The organism is Halorubrum sp. Ea8 (assembly GCF_002252925.1).
In the GTDB taxonomy this organism is placed as follows: Archaea; Halobacteriota; Halobacteria; order Halobacteriales; family Haloferacaceae; genus Halorubrum.
The window spans coordinates 1-20,971 of record NZ_NHPF01000049.1; the positions used below are offsets into that span (position 1 = coordinate 1).

At 68.9% G+C, this 20,971-nt stretch carries 19 protein-coding genes; 11 read left to right on the forward strand and 8 right to left on the reverse strand.

What is annotated here, in order from left to right:
- Positions 1–245: 245 nt before the first annotated feature.
- Complete coding sequence (locus tag DJ74_RS04055) at positions 246–1,352, reverse strand: hypothetical protein (RefSeq protein WP_094526439.1); 1,107 nt, start codon at positions 1,350–1,352, stop codon at positions 246–248.
- Between the two features lie 145 nt (positions 1,353–1,497).
- On the opposite strand from DJ74_RS04055, the gene DJ74_RS04060 reads away from it, so the two are divergent.
- Together DJ74_RS04060 and DJ74_RS04065 are read left to right on the forward strand one after the other, a co-directional pair.
- Complete coding sequence (locus DJ74_RS04060; protein ID WP_094526440.1) at positions 1,498–2,364, forward strand: hypothetical protein; 867 nt, start codon at positions 1,498–1,500, stop codon at positions 2,362–2,364.
- 184 nt (positions 2,365–2,548) lie between these two features.
- The gene (locus DJ74_RS04065; RefSeq protein WP_094525295.1) at positions 2,549–2,776 is read left to right on the forward strand and encodes a flagella cluster protein; all 228 of its coding nucleotides are present in this window, start codon (positions 2,549–2,551) and stop codon (positions 2,774–2,776) included.
- A 28-nt stretch (positions 2,777–2,804) separates the two neighbouring features.
- On the opposite strand, the gene DJ74_RS04070 is transcribed toward DJ74_RS04065, so the two are convergent.
- Together DJ74_RS04070 and DJ74_RS04075 are read right to left on the reverse strand one after the other, a co-directional pair.
- Positions 2,805–4,484: an MATE family efflux transporter gene (locus tag DJ74_RS04070; RefSeq protein ID WP_094526441.1), complete on the reverse strand. Its 1,680-nt coding sequence runs from the start codon at positions 4,482–4,484 to the stop codon at positions 2,805–2,807.
- Positions 4,485–4,551: 67 nt separating this feature from the next.
- A complete protein-coding gene (locus DJ74_RS04075; RefSeq protein WP_094526442.1) occupies positions 4,552–5,676 on the reverse strand; it encodes a mechanosensitive ion channel family protein in 1,125 nt (374 codons plus the stop codon).
- A 174-nt stretch (positions 5,677–5,850) separates the two neighbouring features.
- On the opposite strand from DJ74_RS04075, the gene DJ74_RS04080 reads away from it, so the two are divergent.
- On the forward strand, positions 5,851–6,591 hold the full coding sequence (locus DJ74_RS04080; protein ID WP_094526443.1) for a proteasome assembly chaperone family protein: 741 nt from the start codon (positions 5,851–5,853) through the stop codon (positions 6,589–6,591).
- Positions 6,592–6,690: 99 nt separating this feature from the next.
- Here DJ74_RS04080 and DJ74_RS04085 read toward each other — a convergent pair whose 3' ends face one another.
- Positions 6,691–7,908, reverse strand: coding sequence for an RNA-guided endonuclease TnpB family protein (locus DJ74_RS04085; protein WP_094526468.1), 1,218 nt, complete (start codon positions 7,906–7,908; stop codon positions 6,691–6,693).
- A 257-nt stretch (positions 7,909–8,165) separates the two neighbouring features.
- Between DJ74_RS04085 and trmB the strand changes: the two genes are divergently transcribed.
- The 4 genes from trmB to DJ74_RS04105 all read left to right on the forward strand — a co-directional run bounded on the left by trmB (position 8,166) and on the right by DJ74_RS04105 (position 13,055).
- A complete protein-coding gene (trmB, locus tag DJ74_RS04090) occupies positions 8,166–9,218 on the forward strand; it encodes an HTH-type sugar sensing transcriptional regulator TrmB (RefSeq protein ID WP_094524851.1) in 1,053 nt (350 codons plus the stop codon).
- Positions 9,219–9,290: 72 nt separating this feature from the next.
- A complete protein-coding gene (locus DJ74_RS04095; RefSeq protein WP_094526444.1) occupies positions 9,291–10,259 on the forward strand; it encodes an aldo/keto reductase in 969 nt (322 codons plus the stop codon).
- A 104-nt stretch (positions 10,260–10,363) separates the two neighbouring features.
- The gene (locus tag DJ74_RS04100) at positions 10,364–11,083 is read left to right on the forward strand and encodes a hypothetical protein (RefSeq protein ID WP_094522918.1); all 720 of its coding nucleotides are present in this window, start codon (positions 10,364–10,366) and stop codon (positions 11,081–11,083) included.
- Positions 11,084–11,162: 79 nt separating this feature from the next.
- Complete coding sequence (locus DJ74_RS04105; protein ID WP_249269128.1) at positions 11,163–13,055, forward strand: DEAD/DEAH box helicase family protein; 1,893 nt, start codon at positions 11,163–11,165, stop codon at positions 13,053–13,055.
- Positions 13,056–13,179: 124 nt separating this feature from the next.
- Here the strand turns inward: DJ74_RS04105 and DJ74_RS04110 are convergent, their stop codons facing one another.
- From DJ74_RS04110 to DJ74_RS04120, 3 genes are all read right to left on the reverse strand, one after another.
- Positions 13,180–13,734, reverse strand: coding sequence for an adenylate kinase (locus tag DJ74_RS04110; RefSeq protein ID WP_094526445.1), 555 nt, complete (start codon positions 13,732–13,734; stop codon positions 13,180–13,182).
- On the reverse strand, positions 13,734–14,018 hold the full coding sequence (locus tag DJ74_RS04115; protein ID WP_094522914.1) for a hypothetical protein: 285 nt from the start codon (positions 14,016–14,018) through the stop codon (positions 13,734–13,736). The genes DJ74_RS04110 and DJ74_RS04115 overlap by 1 nt, the downstream gene beginning before the upstream one ends.
- Positions 14,019–14,169: 151 nt before the next feature.
- Positions 14,170–14,910 carry a sugar phosphate isomerase/epimerase gene (locus tag DJ74_RS04120; RefSeq protein ID WP_094526446.1) on the reverse strand — a complete coding sequence of 247 codons (741 nt, stop codon included), beginning with the start codon at positions 14,908–14,910 and terminating at the stop codon, positions 14,170–14,172.
- 122 nt (positions 14,911–15,032) lie between these two features.
- Between DJ74_RS04120 and DJ74_RS04125 the strand changes: the two genes are divergently transcribed.
- From DJ74_RS04125 to DJ74_RS04140, 4 genes are all read left to right on the forward strand, one after another.
- Positions 15,033–16,820: a thiamine pyrophosphate-binding protein gene (locus tag DJ74_RS04125; protein WP_094526447.1), complete on the forward strand. Its 1,788-nt coding sequence runs from the start codon at positions 15,033–15,035 to the stop codon at positions 16,818–16,820.
- 115 nt (positions 16,821–16,935) lie between these two features.
- On the forward strand, positions 16,936–17,364 hold the full coding sequence (locus tag DJ74_RS04130; protein WP_094526448.1) for a hypothetical protein: 429 nt from the start codon (positions 16,936–16,938) through the stop codon (positions 17,362–17,364).
- 84 nt (positions 17,365–17,448) lie between these two features.
- Entirely contained in the window at positions 17,449–18,519 is a 1,071-nt protein-coding gene (locus DJ74_RS04135) for a Gfo/Idh/MocA family protein (RefSeq protein ID WP_094526449.1), read from the forward strand.
- 97 nt (positions 18,520–18,616) lie between these two features.
- Positions 18,617–19,837, forward strand: a complete 1,221-nt coding sequence (locus DJ74_RS04140; RefSeq protein ID WP_094524136.1) for a DUF418 domain-containing protein — start codon at positions 18,617–18,619, stop codon at positions 19,835–19,837.
- Between the two features lie 363 nt (positions 19,838–20,200).
- Here the strand turns inward: DJ74_RS04140 and DJ74_RS04145 are convergent, their stop codons facing one another.
- Positions 20,201–20,920, reverse strand: coding sequence for a fumarylacetoacetate hydrolase family protein (locus tag DJ74_RS04145; protein ID WP_094526450.1), 720 nt, complete (start codon positions 20,918–20,920; stop codon positions 20,201–20,203).
- Between the last annotated feature and the right edge of the window lie 51 nt (positions 20,921–20,971).

Sequence of the window (20,971 nt, forward strand, 5' to 3'; positions counted from 1 at the left end):
TTTCACCGGAAACCCGGTGTGTCACTCCCTTCCTCGACGTGGTACCTCCGACTCGACCGAACCCACCAGTCGTCGATGTGACAACGCTCCCGAGACCGCGTCGTCGCGAACTCCTTCGAGTCCTCGTCGGTGAAGTCGAGAGGGCCGAGGGCTCGGCGACCAGAAGGANNGTCTCGTGGGCTCGGCGACCAGAAGGATCAACGACTAGAGCGCCCAGCAGTCAGAGCGCTCAGCGATCAGAACGCTCAACGGTCGGAGGAATCGGCGCCGTCCGCCCCTGCCGGCCCGGAAGCCCGAGTACCGAGGTCGGGGTGAAGCAGCGCGAGGTCGGGATCCATCCCACCGAGCGTCGATACCTCATAGGCGATGCGGTACGACTGGGTGAGAACCTGCACCGGCAACAGAAGCACGAGCAGGAGCGCAGACCCGGCGAGCACCGCGAGCCCGATTGCCGCCGCCCCGGCTGCGGTTCCAACCAGCGCGCCAAGTCCACCGAGAGCGACGGCCACGAGGAGGAGCACGAGGCCGGCGACCGTGGCCACGAGCGCGAAGGCGAACACGGCCGCGATCCCCGCGACGACCGAAAGCCCCAGCGAGACGACGAAGTGGACGAGAAGATAGACCACCAGTTCCGTCCACTCGGCGCGCAGCGTTGTCCAGAACCGACTCCATCCCCCGAGAACCCCGGTCTCCTCGACGATCATGGTCGGCACGACGAACTCGTAGGTGAAGCGAAGCGCGAGTACGGCGACTGCGACGAACGCGGCGCCGAGAACTCCCAGAACGACGGCCGTACCGACCGATAGCGACCCGAGCGTTCCGGCTACCGCGTCGACCGGCTCCCACCCGATCGGAGCGTCCCCAGCGACCGTAACGAACGCCGCGAGCGCGACGGGCGCCGCCGCTGCGATGCTCAGCGTCGCGGTAAACAGAAACAGCCCGATCGATTGGCGGAGCCGTGCGAGGAACGGCCGCCAGATCCGGACCTCGTTCGTGCGGATGGCGTCGTAGAAGACCAGCCGCAGTGACAGCGAGACGACCGAGACCGCGACGATCAGCAGGCCGATTCCGACCGCGACGACTGCGAGCGTCCCCGGATCGATCGACCCTACGGACCGCTCGATAGTCGCGGGGTTCGGACCGACGCCGCCGACGCCCGAATCCATCCCCCGAGGCGGCGCCACGTCGGTGTCGGAGACGAATGAAACCGGAACGTTCGCGCTCGCGCCGCTTCCGCCCATCAAGAGTACGAGGAGGGCGAGTTTCGCCCAGCGAACCAGGCTGAACGGGAACAGGAACCGACGCGTGGCGTCGACCGCGTCGTCGAGGGCGGCGACGGCGTGCCAACTCATGGCCGACAGTTCTCACGGATCGCTTATATAACGTGTTGCGAACCCTCGCCGAAGTGCCGCCGAAGCCCGGCCGGAACGCATGCGGAACGCCGCCGAGGCGTCGCCGACCACAGCCCTTTACGCCGGACGGTCCGAGGCTCCGAGTATGAAAGTCCGCGGCGAGCGAGAGTGCCAGGGGTGCGGCGCTCGGTGGTCGTACTACGAGACGGGAAGCGTCGAGTGCCCGGACTGCGGGAGCCTCCGAAGCGTCGGCGTCGACGACCGCACGGCCCACACTGACGCCCCCGCGTCCCTCGACCTCAGCCCACATCGTGCCCGGTTCGGAGACGCGAGCGGGACCCTGCCCGCGGAGGGGGTCGACGACCTCAAGTCGGACCTCCGCGAGTACGTCCGCAAGCGCGGGTTCGTTCGCGGCGGAGAGCTGCTCCCGCTCGACACCGTCTACCTCGCGGCCCGAGAGCTCCTGGAGGCGGTCGACTGCTACGACCGGCTCCGCGATCCGACCGACGCTGGCCGCGAGTACCTCCTCGATCTGCTGGCCGGAGCCGACGACGGCGACCGCCCCGCGACGGCGGACGTCCCCGAGCGACTGCGCGAGGCACGCGGGATGGCGGCGGCTCGCGCGGTCGACGAGTACCGGAGCGACCTCCTCGCGTTCCTCGACGAACTCGACGCCGATGGCGAAACGGACGACGCAGCCGTCGACGCCACCGAGGTCGAAACCGCCCCTGAGGTCGAAGCCGACTCCGAAATAATGAGCGACGAGGAAGCGCCCGCGCCGACGGTAACGGTCGCCGGCGACGACCCGCAGTCCCGGATCGCACCGGCCAGAGAGGTCCTCGGGCGCCTCCGCGACAGAGCGAAACGCGTCGAGGCGCTCAACGGCGACGTCCCCGCCGCGGACGCCGACGCGCTCGTCGACGCCGCCGACGCGCTCGGCGAGTACGTTCGGGTCGGGGACGCCGCGGCGCTCGAACGGGCTCGGTCGCAACTAGCCGACCGAGAGACCTGACGCGCCGAACAGAGAGACCCGACGCGCCGAACAGAGAGACCCGACACGCCGAACAGAGAGACCCGACGCGCCGAACAGAGAGACCCGACACGCCGAACAGAGAGATCCGACGCGCCGAACACGTCGAAATCACGCGTGATACTCGCGGGGGCACATTCAACCGCCGCCCCATCGACTGCCGCTTATGACGCGGTTCGACGTCCACGACCACCGCCACGCGCTGAAACAGCTCAAGGACACGGGATCGACGCGACTCTGGAAGAATCGAAAGGACGTCCCGTGCCCGGTCTGTGACGCCCCGTTCGACCGACTGTTCACGACGCGGGAGATCGGAACGACATTCCCCGAGAACGACGGCGCTCGATTCTGTCTGCTCCGCGACGACCACGCGATCCACCTCTTCCGGCACTGAGCCCTCCGTCTCTCCCGGTACCGGCCCCTCAGTCGCTCGCGACCGGGTCGACATCGGGTTCCGGCTCTTCGATGTAGCGTTCGGTCCACGTTCCTCGGGCGAACCAAGCGACCCCGATCACCGCGCCGAGGATGTTACCGAGTGCCATGCCGACCCAGACCCCCGTCTCGCCCCACCCGACGACGAAGACCAGGTAGCCCACGCTGGCGACGCGGCCGACCCAGAGCGTGAGGATCGAGATCACCATCGCGGTCTTCGTGTTACCGGCGCCGCGGAACGCGCCGAGGATCACCTGCGAGACGCCGATGAAGGCGAACTCGACCGAACGGATCCGAACGTACTCGCCGGCGTAGCCGACCGTCGCGGGCGCGTCCGGCACGTCGCCGAGGAAGGCGCCAACGATCGGTTCGGTGAACGCCACCGCGACGACCGCGACGAGGAACATCACGCCCGCACCGGTCCCGGCGGCGAGCTTGACCGACCGCGCGGCGCGATCAGCCCGGTCCGCACCGAGGTTCTGCCCCACCATCGTGTCGATCGCGCGCCCGAGCCCCATCGCGGGGAGGAACACGAGCGAGATGAGTCGGTTCCCGAGCCCGTAGGCCGCCACCACCGGCGGCGAGAACGTGACCACCATCGCCGTGAGGGTGATCATCGCGAGCGCGCTGGTCGTCTGCTCGACGCTGGAGGGGAGCCCGAGCCGGAAGATGTCGCGGATGAACCCCAGGTCGGGGACGAGGTGGCTCACCGTGACTGCGGGGCCCAGTCCGGTGCCGAACAGCAGCCAGATACCGATCGCGGTGGCGACTCCCCGAGAGAAGATCGTCGCTATCGCGGCTCCTTCGATCCCGTACCCGGTGAATCCGGTGGCCGCGAACAGCGTGGCCTCCAGCGCGACCGGGTCGACCGCGCCGACGGCCGGGGCCCCCGCGAGCCATTCGAACAGCGGGTTGTCCGCGAACCCGAAGATGAGAAATGGGTCGAGAAGGACGTTCAGGACCACGGAGACGAGCATCACCGCCATCGGCGTCCGGGTGTCGCCGTAGCCGCGCATCAGCGCGGAGAAGACGAAGAAGCCGAACATCAGCGGGATGCCGGCGAAGATGACTTCCATGTAGTCGGCCGCGAGGGGGATCACCGTCGCCGCCGTGGCGGGGTCGCTCGGGAGGAGCTCCAGGGCCGGGCGCGTGTAGAAGTACCCCGCGACCCCGATGAACACCGAGAGCACGGAGACCGTGAAGATCGTCTGTCCCGCGACCAGCCCCGCCGACCGGTCGCCGTCTGCTCCCGTGTACTGCGCCACGAGAATGGCGCCCGCGGTGGTGAACCCGCCGGCGACGGCGATAAGCAGGAATATCAGCGGGAACGCGAGGCTGATCGCCCCGACCGCCTCCGCGGAGAGCCGGCCGAGGTAGAGCGTGTCGACCACGTTGTACGTCACCTGCAGCAGCTGGATGACGACGATGGGCCACGCCAGTTGGAACAGCGGCCGCACCAAGCTCCCCCCCGTGATCGATTCCTTGGGGACGCGTTCGTCGCCGTCGCCGGGCCGGTCACCGCCGGGGCTATCACTGCCGCCGGGCCCGCCACCGTCAAGGCCGTCGCTGCCGCCAGAACCGTCGCCATCGGGGTCGTCGCCATTATGAGGGCCGTTTCCGTCGACCCCTGGAGGGGAATCCGGTCGGTCCTCGGAGGGCTCGTCGCTCACTGATTTATAAGTGAACGGCTCGGTCAATCAGGCTTCCGATTCCGGCGGTCCGCGTGGTGCAGTGGTCTCAGACGCCGTCGCCGCCCGTCGGCCGATCGCCTTCCGTGCTGTCGCTGACGGCTTTCTCACTGTCCGACCGGTCGTCTTCGAGGTCGTCGGCCGGGGAGTCGCCGTCAACTGTGCGGCCGCCCCGCGTGCCGTCGTCGACGGGGTTGTCACCCGCCCGCTCGCCGGCCGGGCGCCCGTCCTCCGGACCCCCCACCCGCGCGACGCCGGAGGTGTCGTCGAAGACGAGATGGCGGTGCGGGTACGCCATCTCGACGTCGGCGTCGGTGAGGCGCTCGCGAATCCGGGTGTTCACGTCCGACTGCACCTTCGCGAGCTTGTACGGCTTCTTCACCCAGTACCGGAGCCGGAGCAGGATCCCGTCGTCGCCGAACTCGTGGAGTCGGCAGTCCGGGCTGGCGACGTACCGCGCGACGCCGACGCGAATGTCCGGGCCGCCGTTGATGACGGCGTCGCAGTCTCGAGCCGCCCGCTCGATGAGCCGTCGAGCTTGTGGGATGTCGCTCTCGTAGGTGACGAGCACGTCGATGGACCGCCGCGTGCGCTCGTCCTCCGCCGAGAAGTTGGTCACGTCGCGCTCGCGCATCGCCCCGTTGGGAACGACGAGGAACGTGTTGTCGAGGGTGAATATCTTGGTGTACCGGATCGTGATGTCCTCGACGAACCCCGTGGTCCCGTTCTCCAGCTCGATCATGTCGCCGATCTCGAACGGCTGGTCCGCGAGGATGAACACGCCGTTGATGAAGTTCCCGACGAGCGGAGCGAGGATGATACCGATCACGGCCGAGAACACCGCCGTCCCGACGAGCAGGTCGGTGAACTGGAAGCCGGCCGCTCGGAGCCCGAACAACAGCGCGATGGCGATCGTCCCGACGCGGACACCGCGGACGATCGTCTGGGCGACGCTCTGTCTCGACACCCGCCGAGCCACCGGGCGGCCGATGAGCCGAACGAGGAACTTCGAGACGAGCACCCCCAGTCCGACCGAGAGGAGCACCAACGCCAGCCCCGAACCGGGGAGCGACGCCAAGCGGGAAACGACGTTCGTCACCGGGTCGAGGACCCGCCCCAGCATCGGACCGAGGAGCGTCCCCGATATCGACGCCGCGCCCGCGGGCTGTGCCATAGCAAGTCCGCCGTCGCCCACCGGAAAAAGGGTTTCTCCCTTCCTGCGGATTCGGGACGGCGTCGGAGAGACAAAGTCGGGACGGCGTCGGGGAGACAAAGTCGGGACAGTGTTCAGGAACTTGAGGTCGCGGACCGGGAAACCACTATCATCCCGCCGAGCGAACCCGGCACCATGTCCGAGACCCCGCCCGCGAACCCGTCGTTCAGCGTCGCGCACGATTCCGCGCCGAGCGACGTTCTCGTCGCCGGCTTCTCGTCGTTCGGCCTCGCCGGACTGACCGCCGTGGACTACCTCGTCAACGACCTCGACCTCGAGGAAACCGGACACGTCCGGATCGAGGGACTGCCGTCGATCACCCCGTTCGCGAAGGGGCGACCGCGCCATCCGATCCGACTGTACTCCGCGGACGACGTCGACGTCACCGTGCTCGTGGCCGAGCAGTTCGTTCCGCCCGCGCTCGGGAAACTACTCTCGACGGCGGTCCTCGACTGGACCGAGGGCGCCGGAGTCTCGGAGATCACGGTGTTGGCCGGGGTGCCGATCCCGCACGGTCCGGACGCTCACCGCACCTTCTACGTCGCGACGGACGACTACCGCGAGGCGCGCCTCGCGGACGAGACGGTCCCGCCGATGGAGGCGGGCTTCCTCGACGGGACGAACGCCTCGCTGCTCGAACGAGGGATGGACTCGTCGCTCGGCGTCGGCGTGCTCATCACGCCCGTCCACGCGCAGGCCCCGGACGTGGAGGCCACGGTGCGGCTCGTGGATACGGTGAACCAAACCTACGACCTCGGAGTCGACTCCGGGCCGCTGACCTCGTTCGCGGAGGAGGTCCGCAACCACTACGAGGGCCTCGCCGAGCGGATGGAAGAGCGCGAGCCGGAAGGAGGGTACGACCGGATGTACATGTAAATCGCCTCGGAGTCAAGTGGTTCGAGAGACTTTGTCTCTCGTCATCACGGAAATCTGCGATTTCCGTACGACCCCGAGGCTTTCGCGTGGACTCCCGTTCTATGCCTCAGCCGAGGCGGGGGGTATGTACTCCCCACTCACGTTCAGCGTCCCGCGATTCAAGCGCACATCTACGGGTGCGCCTCCATCGTCTGCATTTTGCCGACGACGGAGATACTGTAAACCGATGTTCTTCGAGGCGTTGTAGTCGGCATGGTTCTCGTACCCGCACTGCTGACACCTGAACGTCTCACCCGACCGATTGTCCGGGTGGGTAAACCCACATGTCGAACATCGCTTCGACGTATTGCGTGGGTCAACCTGTACGACTTCGACGCCGTGGTCTTTGGCTTTGTATTCGACGTACTCGGAGAGGCGTCGGAACGCCCAGATGTGTTGCCACGTCGCTTTCGAGACGTTCTCCCGAATGTGGGTTAACTCCTCGAACACGACGTGCGAACAATCGTGTTCGACGGCCTCCCCGATAAGCTCGTTCGCCACCGTATGGAGGTGTATCTCGAACCGTCCGTACTCTTTCTGTCCGACGCTCTCGACGTTCTCGTGGGCGTGTCGAGAACCGCACTGCTGTAGTGATGTACGGCGTTTCTCGTACTCCCGACGCCAGTGGTTGAACTCGTCTGCCGACCAGAATCTCCCCGTCGAAGCAACGGCGAGGTTGTTCACGCCTAAATCCACACCAAGGACTGTTCTGTGCTTGGACTCGGATTCGGGCGACTCCTCGTCTGCTTCGACTTTCCGCATTGAGGCGTGGAGATACCAGTCACCATCGCGATACTGCAAGTGCGCCATCCGAAACTCGAAATCCTCGTCGGAGACGTACTTGGTCGGCGGTGTCTCCGAGTCGTCGGGCAGGATGTAATCGCACTCGACGCGCCCGTCTACGGTCGAAAGAGAAACATGGTCGCGGTGGAACGTCGCACTTCGTTTGTCGTAGACTGCGCTGTCTGACGAGAAGTACGGTTGCGACGTGGTTTCGTCGCGTTTGAGGCGTTCGACGCCGCTTTTGACGGCCTCGACTGCTCTGCGAATCCCTTTCTGGACGAGGTTGGCGGTGAGGTCGGTTTCGTCGCGGAGTCGGTCGTAGAGGGCTTGTTCGGCTTTAGCTTTTGAGGTGACGTGGTATCCGTCGTCGCCGTGCCAGCACCATTCGCTGGCGGTGTTGGCGCAGTGTTTGAACTGCTCGACTGTCTCTCGAAGGGAGTCGCCAGTTCCTTCGGGAGTGTCCAGTTTGATGACGGCAGTACGACGGTATTCCACCGTGATTTCACACATGCGGCTGGTGTTATTTATATGTCTGGGAGTCGGGTTGCCATCGTACCGTGGTTTGTGTCATCGGTTGTCGACTTCCTCCCCGACCTCAAGGGTCGGGGCATCCGCCTTGTCATTCTGTGAAAGCGCCGGCCTCGTCGTCTCCGCCCCTGTCGACTTCGTCGTCTCGAAGGATCCCGCTCTGAAAACGCGTGCAACTCGACTCATAGTAAAAACCTATATCGGAGGGGCGTATCGTACTCGATATGACCGACGACCTCCGCGACACCCTCGACCACGTCGGGGACCGGTTCAACCTCGGCGAGTACGAGATCGACGCCTACCTCGCGGTGTTGGAGCACGGCGAACTGACGGCGAGCGACATCGCCGACCGGACGGACATCCCGCAGCCGCGCGTGTACGACACGGTCCGGAGCCTCTCGGACCGCGGGCTCGTGGAGCTCCGCGAGTCGCGTCCGATGAAGATCGTCGCCGTCGACCCGGAAGACGCGTTCGGCGACCTCCGGTCGTCGTTCGCGGAGATGGTCGACGAACTCGAGGCGAGGTACACCGCTCCGACCCGGGAGACCGAGGCCGTCTCCCTCGTGAAGTCGCGCTCGACGATACTCCGGTACCTGGAGGAGATAATCGCCGGCGCGGAGTTCGAGCTCGCCGTCTCGCTGACCCCCGGTCTGCTTCGCCGCTTCCGCGACGAACTCGCGGCGAAGGTGGCCGACGGCGTCAGCGTCGAACTCCTCGTCACTCCCGCCTCGAAGGCGCCGGACCCGGACGAGTTCGACTACCTCGAAGTGTCGACCATCGCACGGGCGCGACGCGGGATCACCACGCCCATCCTCGCGGTCGCCGACGGTGAGTACTCCGTTTACGCCACGCAGGACGCGCTCCGCGACGACCGCGAGCGCTACGGGGTCATCTTCAACCGCTCAGCGCTCGGGTTCCTCGTCTCCGGCTTCTTCGGTACCGTGCTGTGGACGACGGCGGAGACTCTCGCCACCGACGGCGCGGCGCGCCCGTTCCCGCGCCGCTACGCGTCGATCCGCCGCGCCGTCAAGGACGTCAGGGAGTTCGGCGGCGAGGGGTTCTACGCCACCGTCGAGGGACGCGACATCGAGACCGGCGAGGCGGTCACCGTCAGCGGCCGCGTCGTCGACCTCGCGTTCGAGGAGTCCGAGGAGGTCGCCTCGCTGGTCGTCGAGACGACGTCCGGACGCGTCGAAATCGGGGGACGGGTTGCGTCTCTCGAAGACGTGGAGGGGCAGGAGATCGTCATCGGTCGCGGCGAGCCGCCGGCGCTGTAGGGCGGGATTCCTTTTTAACTCTCAGTCCGCGCAGTCGGTCCGATTTATTAATGATCCCGACGCCCGATCCGTATGGAGTACACGACGCTCGGTGACACGGGAACGACCGTCAGCGAACTGGCGCTCGGCTGTATGAGCTTCGGGAGCGAGCACGAGTGGATGCTCGACGAGGAGGAGGGCCGCGAGCTCGTCGAGCGCGCGATCGAGCTCGGGGTCACGTTCTTCGACACCGCGAACGTCTACTCGACCGGCGAGAGCGAGGCGATCCTCGGCGACGTCCTCGCGGAGTACGACCGCGACCGGTTCGTCGTCGCGACGAAGGTGTACGGCGAGATGGACGAGTCGAACCCGAACTCGGGCGGGCTCTCGCGGAAGGCGATCGAACAGGAGCTACAGCACAGCCTCGACCGGCTCGGGATGGACACGATAGATCTGTATCAGATCCACCGCTGGGACGACGACACGCCGATCGAGGAGACGCTGGCGACGCTCGACGACGCCGTCCGGCGCGGCGACGTGCGGTACGTCGGCGCCTCCTCGATGTGGGCCCACCAGTTCGCCGAGGCGCTCCACACGAGCGAGCGCGAGGGGTACGAACGCTTCGCCACGATGCAGAACCTCTACAACCTCGCGTACCGCGAGGAGGAGCGCGAGATGGTTCCCCTCTGCGAGAGGGAGGGGATCGGCATGATCCCGTGGAGCCCGGTCGGCGCCGGCTACCTCGCGCGGCCCTTCGAGCGCGACGACGCCACGCTCCGCGGAGAGCACGAGACCGAACTCGGGCGGCCGTACCGCGAGGGCGGCGGCGAGGAGATCAACCGGCGCGTCCAGGAGTTGGCCGACGAGAAGGGCGTGGAGATGGCGCAGATCGCGCTTCGGTGGGTGGCCGGCAAGGACATCGTCGACGCGCCGATCGTCGGCACGTCGAGCGTCGAACACCTAGAGGACGCGGTCGAGGCCCTCGACATCGACCTCTCCGGGTCGGACGTCGAGTGGCTGGAGGAGCCGTACGAGCCCGTCCGGGTCTCCGGCCACGAGTAGTTCGCGGCCGGAGTGGACTCCCGGCCGACGTCGAACGCCGATCCGCGGACCGCACCCCTGTGTCGGCGTAACACACTTAAGAGCCGACTCTGTACTGTCACTCAGTGGCATCCCGACAGGGCGGAGCGGGAGACGCGGAGTCATCCCGTTCCGGATCGACGGAGCGTCGGACTGCGTCCACGACCGCGCCGGCGGGGTCACGCCGGCGGGCGGGGAGGTCGGACCCCCTTCCCTTCGACCCCGAGACGGGCGACTATCGACGGCAGTGCTCGCCGTCTGCGCGCCGGTCCTCCGTCGCGCGAACCGCGGAGGATCCGCCGGTCCGCGACCCCGGTCTCTACGCCCTCACCGATCACTTCCGCGACCGGCTGGAACAGCCGGGTCGCTACGTGTCGACCCGCACCGTGAGCGACGCGATCCGCCGCGGTCAGCTCCGCTGGAACCGGACCGACGGCTGGCGGTTCGCCCTCGTCGACGGGGGCATCCGGTTCGTCGTCGTCGTCGGCGACACGGAGACGAACTCTCCCGTCGTCGTCACCGGTTGGACCGAGGTGGCCAACCGCGAGGCGGCCCTCGACGCCCGCCGGTGGGACCCCGTGGACGTCGACACCATCGCCGTGCGGGCGGCGCTCAGCGAGTCGGCGTCGACGCCGATCCCCGACCGAATCCGCCCCCGGACCGTGACCCGACCGTTCGTGGTGGGCGATCACCGCCTGAAGACCGAGCCGGGCGAGCCGTACGTCCGGTGCGACGACTGCGGCTGCCGGTTCCGCTCGAAGGACGCGATCACCTCCCGGGGCTGTCACGGGCGCTCCGGTCGATAAGGCCGCGCCCCGTCCGTCCGCCTCCTCGCTCCGAGCCGCGGACGCTACCCATTTCAGCGTCGCGGCCGAACTGTCGTCAATGACCGACGACCCCGAGGGGTCCGGCGCCGAGGACGGTTCCGCGGCCGCCGCCGACGTCTCGCTCGACCGCTTCCACGAGGCCCTCGAGGCCGAGGAGCGACCGATCGCGACCGCCAGCGAGGTCGCTCGTCGGCTCGGCACGACGCAGTCGGCCGCCCGCGACGCGCTGGCCGCGCTCGTCGACCGCGGCGACGTGGACCGGCTCGACGTCGAGAGCGACCCGGTCGTCTTCTACCCGACCGACTGGGGGCGGCTGGCGAGCCGCGAGCGCGTCGTCGCGTTTCCGAACCGCCGCGAGATCGTCGTCGACCGCCCGACGCAGTACACCCGCGCGCGGCTCTCGCAGTTCGCGTACCTCGTCGACACCACCGGGACGGAACCCGGCACCCGCGGGTACCTCTACCGGATCCGGCAGGAGGACGTGTGGGCCGCGCCGTTCGACGACGCCGACGCCCTCGTCGCGAGCCTCCGGTCGGTGCTCCCGCGTCGGTACGACCACCTCGAGGAGTGGATCCGCGACCAGTGGCGCCGTGCGCACCGGTTCCGCTTATACACCCACGAGGACGACTACGTCGTCTTGGCGGCCGCCTCCGAGAGCCTGATGGGCAACGTCGCGGACCAGCACCTCGACGACGACCACCTCCGCGCGCCGATCTCCGAGACGGAGGCGTGGGTGAACGAGGACGCCGTCGCCGAGGTCAAACGCGCCCTCTACGACGCGGGCTACCCGGTCGAGGACGACCGCGACCTCGACGTGGGCGACCCGGTCGATATCGATCTCACCACCGACCTCCGGCCGTATCAGGAGACGTGGGTCGAGACGTTCCTCGAGCGTCGCTCCGGGGTGTACGTCGGCCCGCCGGGCTCCGGAAAGACCGTGGCCGCCATCGCGACCATCGCGGCCGTCGGCGGCGAGACGCTCATCCTGGTCCCCTCCCGCGAGCTCGCCGGCCAGTGGCGCGAGGAGCTGCTCGAACACTCGACGATAGACCCCGCCGACGTCGGACTGTACCACGGCGGGCAGAAGGAGATCCGGCCGATCACGATCGCGACCTACCAGATCGCTGGCATGGACCGCCACCGCTCCCTGTTCGACTCCCGGAAGTGGGGACTGATCTGCTTCGACGAGTGCCACCACGTTACCGCGCCGGTGTACAGCCGCACGGCGGAGCTCCAGAGCAAACACCGCCTCGGGCTCTCGGCTACTCCGGTCCGCGAGACCGGGAGCGAGGAGGAGATCTACACCCTGATCGGCCAGCCGATCGGCGCCGACTGGGACGCCCTCTTCGAGGCGGGGTTCGTCCAGGAGCCCGAGGTGGAGATCCGGTACGTCCCGTGGCGCGACGAGCTGGCGCAGAACGAGTACGCCAGCGCCGACGGTCGAGAGCGCCGCCGGGTCGCCGCGGAGAACCCCGCGAAGATCGAGGAGATCCGGTACCTGCTGGCCGCCCACCGAGACAAGAAGGCGCTCGTCTTCATCGAGTTCCTCGATCAGGGCGAGGCGATCGGGGACGCGCTCGGCGTGCCGTTCATCAGCGGCGAGACGCCGCACCGCGAGCGCACGGAGCTGTTCCGACGGTTCCGGGAAGAGGGCGGGGACGGCGACGAGCCCGGGGCGGACGGGGACGACCTCGACACTCTCGTCGTCTCCCGCGTCGGCGACGAGGGGATCGACCTCCCGAACGCCGAGGTCGCGATCGTCGCCAGCGGGCTCGGCGGCTCCCGCCGGCAGGGCTCCCAGCGCGCCGGCCGGACGATGCGCCCCTCCGGCTCCGCGCTCGTCTACGTGCTCGCCACTCGCGGTTCCAGCGAAGAGGAGTTCGCGCAGCGCCAGATGCGACACCTCGCGCGCAAGGGCGTGCGAGTGCGCGAGACGAACGTGGCGGAGTAGTCCGTGGCGGAGTCGTCCGTGGCGGCGTAGCCGCCGGTCGCGGAACGGTCGGAGACGGAACCGCCGACTCGCCGGCCCCGGCGGGGAACGCCGAGCACGGACGGGCCTATCTCGGTTCAGGCCGTCAGAGCGAGTCCGCCAGGCGCTCGGCCGCCTCCTCGATACTGTCCTCGTTCTCGATGAACCGGACCGGCGCGTTCTGGTCGCGCGCGTACTGGAGCGCGGCGGAGCGGTTGAGGTCCTGTTCGAAGGAGATCTTGCGCTCGGTCACCGCGTGCGAGTCGCGGTCGCCCGTCCGCCGGCGGTCGAGGATGGTCTCCGGACTCGCTTCCACGAGGACGAACGCGCTCGGCGAGACGTCGTGGAGCACCTCCGAGGGGAGCCCCTGGACGTAGCCGGCCTTCGTTTCGACCGCCAAGTGCGTCGAGAGGAGGACGTCCGCCTCCGCCGCCTCGTCGGCGACGAACTCGCCCGCGCGGCGCTGGAGCCGGCGCGTCTGCGACTGTGAGAGATCGCCCAGTTTCGCCCGTTCGGTCGTGAGCCCCATCGCGGCCGCCTGTTCGAGCATCACGTCGCCGAAGTTGATCAGCTTGTACCCGTCTCCGAGCCCGCGTCGGACGGCCTGACAGACGCTCGAGAGCCCGACGCCGTTGACTCCGGACACCAGCGTAACCGCCATCAGAAGCTCACCTCGGTGTCCTCGTCCTGCGGCATGGCGCCGCGGTCGTCGTAGTACCGGCGTCCGATAAACTGCGCCCCGACGAGCGACATCATCGTGTCGTAGAGGTCGTCTGCCGAGTGGAACTCCTCCATGTCGGACCGCTCGATCACCGCTCGGATCGTCGTGGCCTCTCCGTCCGGAGGCGACAGCTCCGTGCTCCCCACCGTCTCTAGCACCGCCTTCCGTGAGGCCGGAAACTGTAGCTTCCGTGCGAACAGATCGCGAGTCTCTGGTAAGCGCATACATATCACATGACACTGTGTGGTAAAGTAGCTACGCGTGTGGTCCCGTCCGAGGGATCGCCGCGGCCGGCGCAACGCCGCTCGGAGCAGTGCGCTCTGATCGCATCGCACGGAGCGATAGGCTCTGATCGCACCGCACGGAGCGATACGCTCAGCGCAGCGCCCTTCGGAGGGTCGCTGCCCCGCGCTCGATCGACGCGATCGGATCGGCGGGGTCGTCGTGCTCGTAGACGAGCCACTCGACGTCGGCGTTCCGCGCGCCTGCGACGACCGCGTCGAGGTCCACGTCGCCCTCGCCGAGCGCGACCGACTCGCCGCGATCGGCGTCGACGTCGGTGACGTGGACGTGCGTGATCCGGCCGGCGTGTCGGTCGATCAGCTCGGCGGGGTCCGCCCCGCCGACGAGCGCCCAGCCGGCGTCGATCTCTAACTCGACCCGATCGTCGGTCCGGTCGATCAGTCGCTCGATAGCGGGGTCGCCGTCGAGGCTCGCGAACTCCTGGTCGTGGTTGTGGTACGCGAGCCGGACGCGCTGGGCGTCGAGGGCCGCCGCGAGGTCGTTCAGCCGCGTCGCGACCGCTTCGACCGCGGCCGCGCTCTCGAAGTGCGTCGGGTCGAGCCACGGGACGACGAGCGTGTCGACGCCGAGCCGGTCGTAGCGGTCGACGGTCTCGTCGAAGTCGTCTTCCAACGCCTCGATCGGGACGTGCGCGGAGGCGGCCTCCAGACCGTTCCGGTCGAGCGCCGCGAGCACCGCCTCGATCGGCGACTCGCCAACCCGGTAGGCGAACTCCACTCCGTCGTAGCCGGCCCCGCCCACGCGGTCGAGCAGCTCCGGGAGCGGAGCGTCGATCGAGCGCAGCGTGTACAGCTGGACCGCGATATCGATCATAGCTGTCGTTTCTCGGCCACCGATGTGTTGATTCGGATATCCCGCGGCCGCGACGCCGCCGACCGGCCGGCGGCCCCCGATGCCGCCGAAGGTTTGAACACGCGCTCCGTCGACCTCGCGGTATGGAGACTACCGACTCCCCGGGCGGTACGATCGCCGACGGGGTCGACGCGCCGACCGTCGCCGAAGCGGTCGTCGACCACATGCTCGACCGCGGGGTCGACGTCGCCTTCGGGATCCCCGGAAAGCAGACGCTCCCGCTCAACCGGGCGCTCGCCGACCGCGACGCGCGGTTCGTGGTCGCGCGCCACGAGACGGCCGTCACCCACCAGGCGTGGGGGTACGCCGAGACGAGCGAGCCCGGGGCGATGGCGGCCACGGTGGTCGTCCCCGGGCCGGGAGATATGAACGCGATGAACGGGCTGAAGAACGCCCTGAACGACTGCGTCCCCCTCCTCCACCTCGCCGTCGAGACGGAGCGCGAGGTGCGCGGCGGCGACGGGATCCACGAGACGCCGCCCGAGACGTACGACACGGTCGTCAAGGAGAACGTCCTCGTGGACTCGCCGGCGGGCGCCGTCCCCGCCGTCGCCGACGCGATTCGCGTCGCTCGCGAACACCCGCAGGGGCCGGTTCGTGTCGGGATCCCGAAGGACGTCCTCGCGAGCCGGACGCCGCAGCCCGCGGTCGGAGAGCGGTCGCCGAGCGCGCCGCCGGCCCCGCCCGCCGACGCCGTCGACCGCGCCGCGGAACTGCTCGCGGGGGCCGACGCCCCGGCGATCCTCGCGGGCGGCGGCGTGCGACGGGCCGGCGCGAGCGACGCGCTCCGGTCCGTCGCGGAGGCGCTCGACGCGCCGGTCGCGACCACGTACAAGGGGAAGGGAACGCTGCCGGAGACGCACGCGCTCTCCGCCGGCGTCCTCTGCGGCGGGTCGAGCACCGACCTCCGGGAACTGCTCGGCGCGGCCGACGTCGGGCTCGTCGTCGGGTCCGACCTCGACGCGGTCGCGACCGCCTCGTGGTCGGTCTCGATGCCGGACCGGCTCGTCCACGTCACCCTCGACGGAGACGACGTCGGATTCGGCTACGAGACGGAACTCGGGGTCGTCGCCGACGCGGACGCGTTCCTTCGTGCGCTCGACGATCGTCTCGACCAGGGCCGGGAGGCGGACCCCTCGCCGCCGGTCTCGTCGTCGCCGGCCTCGTCGTCGCCGGCGGCGGACGGGGCCGAACTCGACGGCGCCGAGCGGGCCGGTGCGGTCAGGTCGGCCGACGAGGAGCGGTTCGCGACGCTCGCCGACGGGCGGGCCCCCGACGACCCGCTCCGGTCCGTCGAAGTCCTCCGGGAGGTCCGGGAGGCGCTCCCGGACGAAACCGTCGTCACGGCGGACGCGGGCGGGTTCCGGCTCTGGACGCTCGTCTCATTCCCGGCGTCGGGGCCTCGATCGTACGTCAACCCGGGGTCGTGGGCGACGATGGGCACCGGGCTCCCGTCGGCGATCGGCGCGAGGCTCGCCAACCCCGACCGCGACGCCGTCGCGCTCACCGGGGACGGCGGACTCATGATGTGCGTTCACGAGCTACACACGCTCGCCGCCGAGGACCTCGACGTGACGGTGGTCGCGCTCAACAACGACGACTACGCGATCATCAGCGAGGAGGCGTCGCGCTCGTACGACTTTCCCGAAAGCGCCTACGGGTGGGCGGACGCGGGCCTCGACCTGGTCGCCGTCGCGTCCGGGATGGGCGTCCCCGCGGAGCGGGTGGCCGACCTCGACGCGGTCGGGGACGCGGTCGACGCGGCCCGGCGCCGCGACGGCCCCGCGCTGGTCGAGGTCGTGACTGACGCGGCGGAGCCGCAGGCGAGCGAGTGGATGACGCGGGACCGCCCGGTCGACGAGGAGCGATAGCCGAAGGGACGCGAACGGCCGCCAGTCCCGTCGATGGTCCCCGTCAGAACGTTTCACGCCTCGCGTTTCGGGTATCTGAAGCGAGATATATACGGGCGGGACGGCGACGGTCCGCATGCGCAATCCGTGGGTCCACGACGACGTGCCGGAGGCGGCCGGCTCCGGGTACGGCGGGCGAGTGCAGCTGCTCGGTGCGGTCGTCTGGGGGGCGCTCCTGTGCGGCGTCGGCGGGACCGCGCTCCTCGTCGGGACCGGGACGGTCGAACCGGCGCTCGCGGCGTCGCTGCGGTCGGCCGTCACCTACGTTCTCGCCGGGGCGGCGTCGGTGCTCCTGTTGCCCCTCGTCTTGCGGCTTCTCGCCGTCTCGCGGCTGCTCGCTGCGGTCGCCTTCCTCGCCGGCGCGTGGCTGGTCGGGGGGTTCGTCTGGAGCCGCGAGTCCGAGCGTATCCTCGGGACCCTCCCGGGCGAGGGAGGTCTCGGCCCGGGCGCGGAGTCGTTCGGTGGTCTGTTCGAACTGGCGGAGACGCTCTTCGCGCTCCTCTGAACCGCCCGCGCCCCGGACCGCCGGCGATCGCGACCGGGTGAGTCGGAGCGTGAACCTTAACAACATTCGTTGTGAATTCGGCGTATGACTCACGCGAACGACGTCGCCGTCGGCATCGTCGGCCTCGGCGGGATCGGGAAGCACCACGCGACGAAGCTGACGGAACGCGGCGCGAACCTCGTCGGCGGCATGGACATCGACGCCGACGCCCGGCGGCGGTTCCACGAGGAGTTCGACGTCCACGCGTACGAGAGCGAGACGGACCTGTACGAGGACTGCGACGCCGTCCTGATCACGACGCCGAACCGCTTCCACGAGGAGTACGCCGTCTCGGCGCTGAAGGCCGGCCTCGACGTGCTCTTGGAGAAGCCGCTCGCACACACGGTCGAGAGCGCCGAGCGCATCGCCGCGGCCGCCCGCGACGCCGAGGGGTTCTGCATGGTCGGGTTCAACAACCGGTTCGCGGAGCCCGTCCAGGTGATCAAAGGCTACCAGGACGAGGGGCGGTTCGGCGAGACGACCCACGTCGAGGCGAACTACGTCCGCCGCCGGGGAGTCCCCGGCCGCGGCTCGTGGTTCACGTCGGGCGACGTCGCCGGGGGCGGCGCGCTCATCGACATCGGCGTCCACGCCGTCGACCTGGCGCTGTACTTCCTCGACCACCCGGAGGTCGTCGAGGTGTCGGGCGAGACGCGCTCCGAGTTCGGGAGCCGGGACGACTACGCGTTCGTCCACATGTGGGGCGACGACAACGGCGCCGAGGGGTTCGACGTCGAGGACTCGGCGTCGGCGTTCATCCGCGACGCCGACGGCAACACGGTGTCGCTGGAGGTCGCGTGGGCGACGAACCGACCGACGAACGACGAGTTCGTGATCCGCGGGACGGAGGCGGGCGCGACGTTCGACCGCGGCAGCGACGAGCTCACGATCCACGAGGCGCGCTCCTTCGACGGCGACAGCCACCACTTCTCCGACACCGAGGTCGAGACCCGCGAGGGCGACAGCCACGGGGCCGAGCAGGCGGCGTTCCTCGAAGCGGTCGCCGCGGGCGAGGCGCCCGCGATCAACACGATCGACGAGGCGCTCTCCGTCCAGCGCGTCATCGACGCAATCTACCGATCCTCGGAGCGCGGCGAGGCCGTCCGGCTGGACTGAGGCCGGCCCGGTCCCGCCCTCGGCCCGAGTCCCCGCCGTCTCCGGCTCCCGCTATCCGAACCTATTCGGTCCTCCGGTTCCTCCTCGGAAGCAATCCGTGACACGCGACGCCGGCCCGACCCCGCCCTCCGAACGCATCGTCAGCCTCGACGCGCTCAGAGGGTTCGCCCTGCTCGGAATCCTGCTCATCAACGTCTGGGTGTTCGCGATGCCGGAGGCGTCGCTGTTGAACCCCACCGTGTACGCCGATTCCACCGTCTACGGCGACTTCACAGGCGCGAACTACTGGGCGTGGTTCGCCGGCCACGTGTTCGCGCAGTCGAAGCTCATCACGCTGTTCTCGGCGCTGTTCGGCGCCGGGGTCCTGCTGTTCGTCGGGAGCAAAGAGGAGAAGGGACAGGACGCGGTCCGGCTCCACTACCGGCGGACCGCGGTGCTCATCGCGGTCGGACTCGCGCACGCGTACCTGCTGTGGTACGGCGACATCCTCGTCGCCTACGGCTTCACCGGGCTGTTCCTGATCACGGTCCGCGACATGGACGCGAAACGGCTGGCGGCGCTCGGCGGGCTCTTCCTGCTGTTCGTTCCCGTCACGGAGCTGTTCGCCGCGGTCAGCATCGGCGGCGACGCGATCGCGTCTCAGTGGGCGCCGAGCGAGGCCGCCCTGCGCCAGGAGGTGGCGACCTACCGGAGCGGCTGGCTCGAACAGATGGACCACCGCGTCTCCGCCTCCTTCCAGCGACAGACGTCCGGCTTCATCGGGTCCAGCTTCTGGCGCGTCGGCGGCGTGATGCTGCTCGGAATGGCGCTGTACCGCTGGGGCGTGCTCACCGGCGAGCGCTCGGCGCGGTTTTATAAGCGGCTCGTCGCCGGCGGGGTCGTCGGCGTCGCGGTCGTCGTCGCCGGCGTCGCCTACATCGAGGCGAACGACTGGAGCGCGGGCGCGGCGCTGTACTGGCGTCAGTTCAACTACTGGGGGAGCCTCCTCGTCGCCGGGGGGTACGTCGGGCTCGTCATGCTGTACGCGAAGCGGCGGCCCGACGGTCCGGTGACGAGGACCTTCGCCGCGGTCGGCCGGACCGCGTTCACCAACTACCTCCTCCAGACGGTGCTCGCGACCTCGATCTTCTACGGCCACGGCCTCGGCCTGTTCGGCTCCGTGAACCGCGTCGAACAGTACGGGATCGTCCTCGCCATCTGGGTCGTGCAGGTGGTGCTGTCGGTGGCGTGGCTCAACTACTACCGATACGGCCCCGTGGAGTGGGTCTGGCGGACGCTGACGTACGGGGAGCGGCAGCCGCTGAAGAATCCGAACTAATCGAATTTCGCTGGCCGTCATTTTCCCGGTTCGATCGTAGTCTGTGTATATGTCGTTGCCGTCGTTGGCACGACGAACCCCTCCGGCGGCTCGGTTATAAATAATCGAACACGCGTCGACGGTGAAGGCATCCAAGGCTCCAGCCGTGAGGCGCGCCCCGCACCGCAACCGCAGCCTCACGCCTCCCCAGCCTCGCCGCTGGCACCCTCCGCTTCGCTTCGGGAGCCAGCGACTCCCTCGCGCGCGCTCTCGCCGGCGGCTACGCCGCCGGCTGTCAGAGGGACCTTCGGTCCCTCGCTACTCGCGGCCTCCGGCCGCTCAAAAAGCACGCGCCACCGCACGCTTATTAAAATAAGCCGTCAGTCACGACACGTCGACGACTCGGTTCGACAGCGTCCCGACGCCCTCGTAGGTGATCTCGACGCGCTCGCCCGGTTCGACGAGCCCGGGGTTCGCCGGGCTCCCGAAGGCGACGCAGTCGCCGGGCTCGAAGGTGAACCGCTCCGAGAGGTACGAGACGATCTCGTGGGGACCGAACAGCATCAGCTCGGTGTTCGCGTCCTGACGCTGCTCCCCGCCGACCGTCGTCGAGATGTCGAGGCTCGTCGGGTCGACGTCGGTCTCGATCCACGGGCCGAGGGGCGCTGAGCCGTCGAACGCCTTCCGCGCGGTCCGCCCCTGCTGGTCGAGCGCGTCGACGTCGTTCATCACCGTGTAGCCGCGGACGACCTCGGGAACGTCCTCGGGGGCGACATCCCGGCAGCGCTCGTCGATGACGGCGACCAGCTCGCCGGCGTACGTCAGCTCGTCGGTCCACTCGGGGTACGCGATCGACTCGCCGTGCGCGAGCAGGCTCGCCGGCGGTTTGATGAAGAAGTCGGGCTCCTCGGGGCGCTCGTACTCCATCTGATCGAGTGTCTCGACGTAGTTCCGCCCGACGCAGTAGAGCGCGCTCGGGTCGCAGGGCGGGAGGAGCCGCCCGTCGCGACCGACCTCGTACCGGCCGTCGTCGGCGACGATCGTCCCGTCCTCGTAGCGTCCGGAGACCGGTCCGTCCGGCGTGAGCAGGCGTGCGAGTCGCATGCCGCCACGTCCACGCGGGGGCGTCGAAAAGGCGTCGGTCGCGGTCGGGAG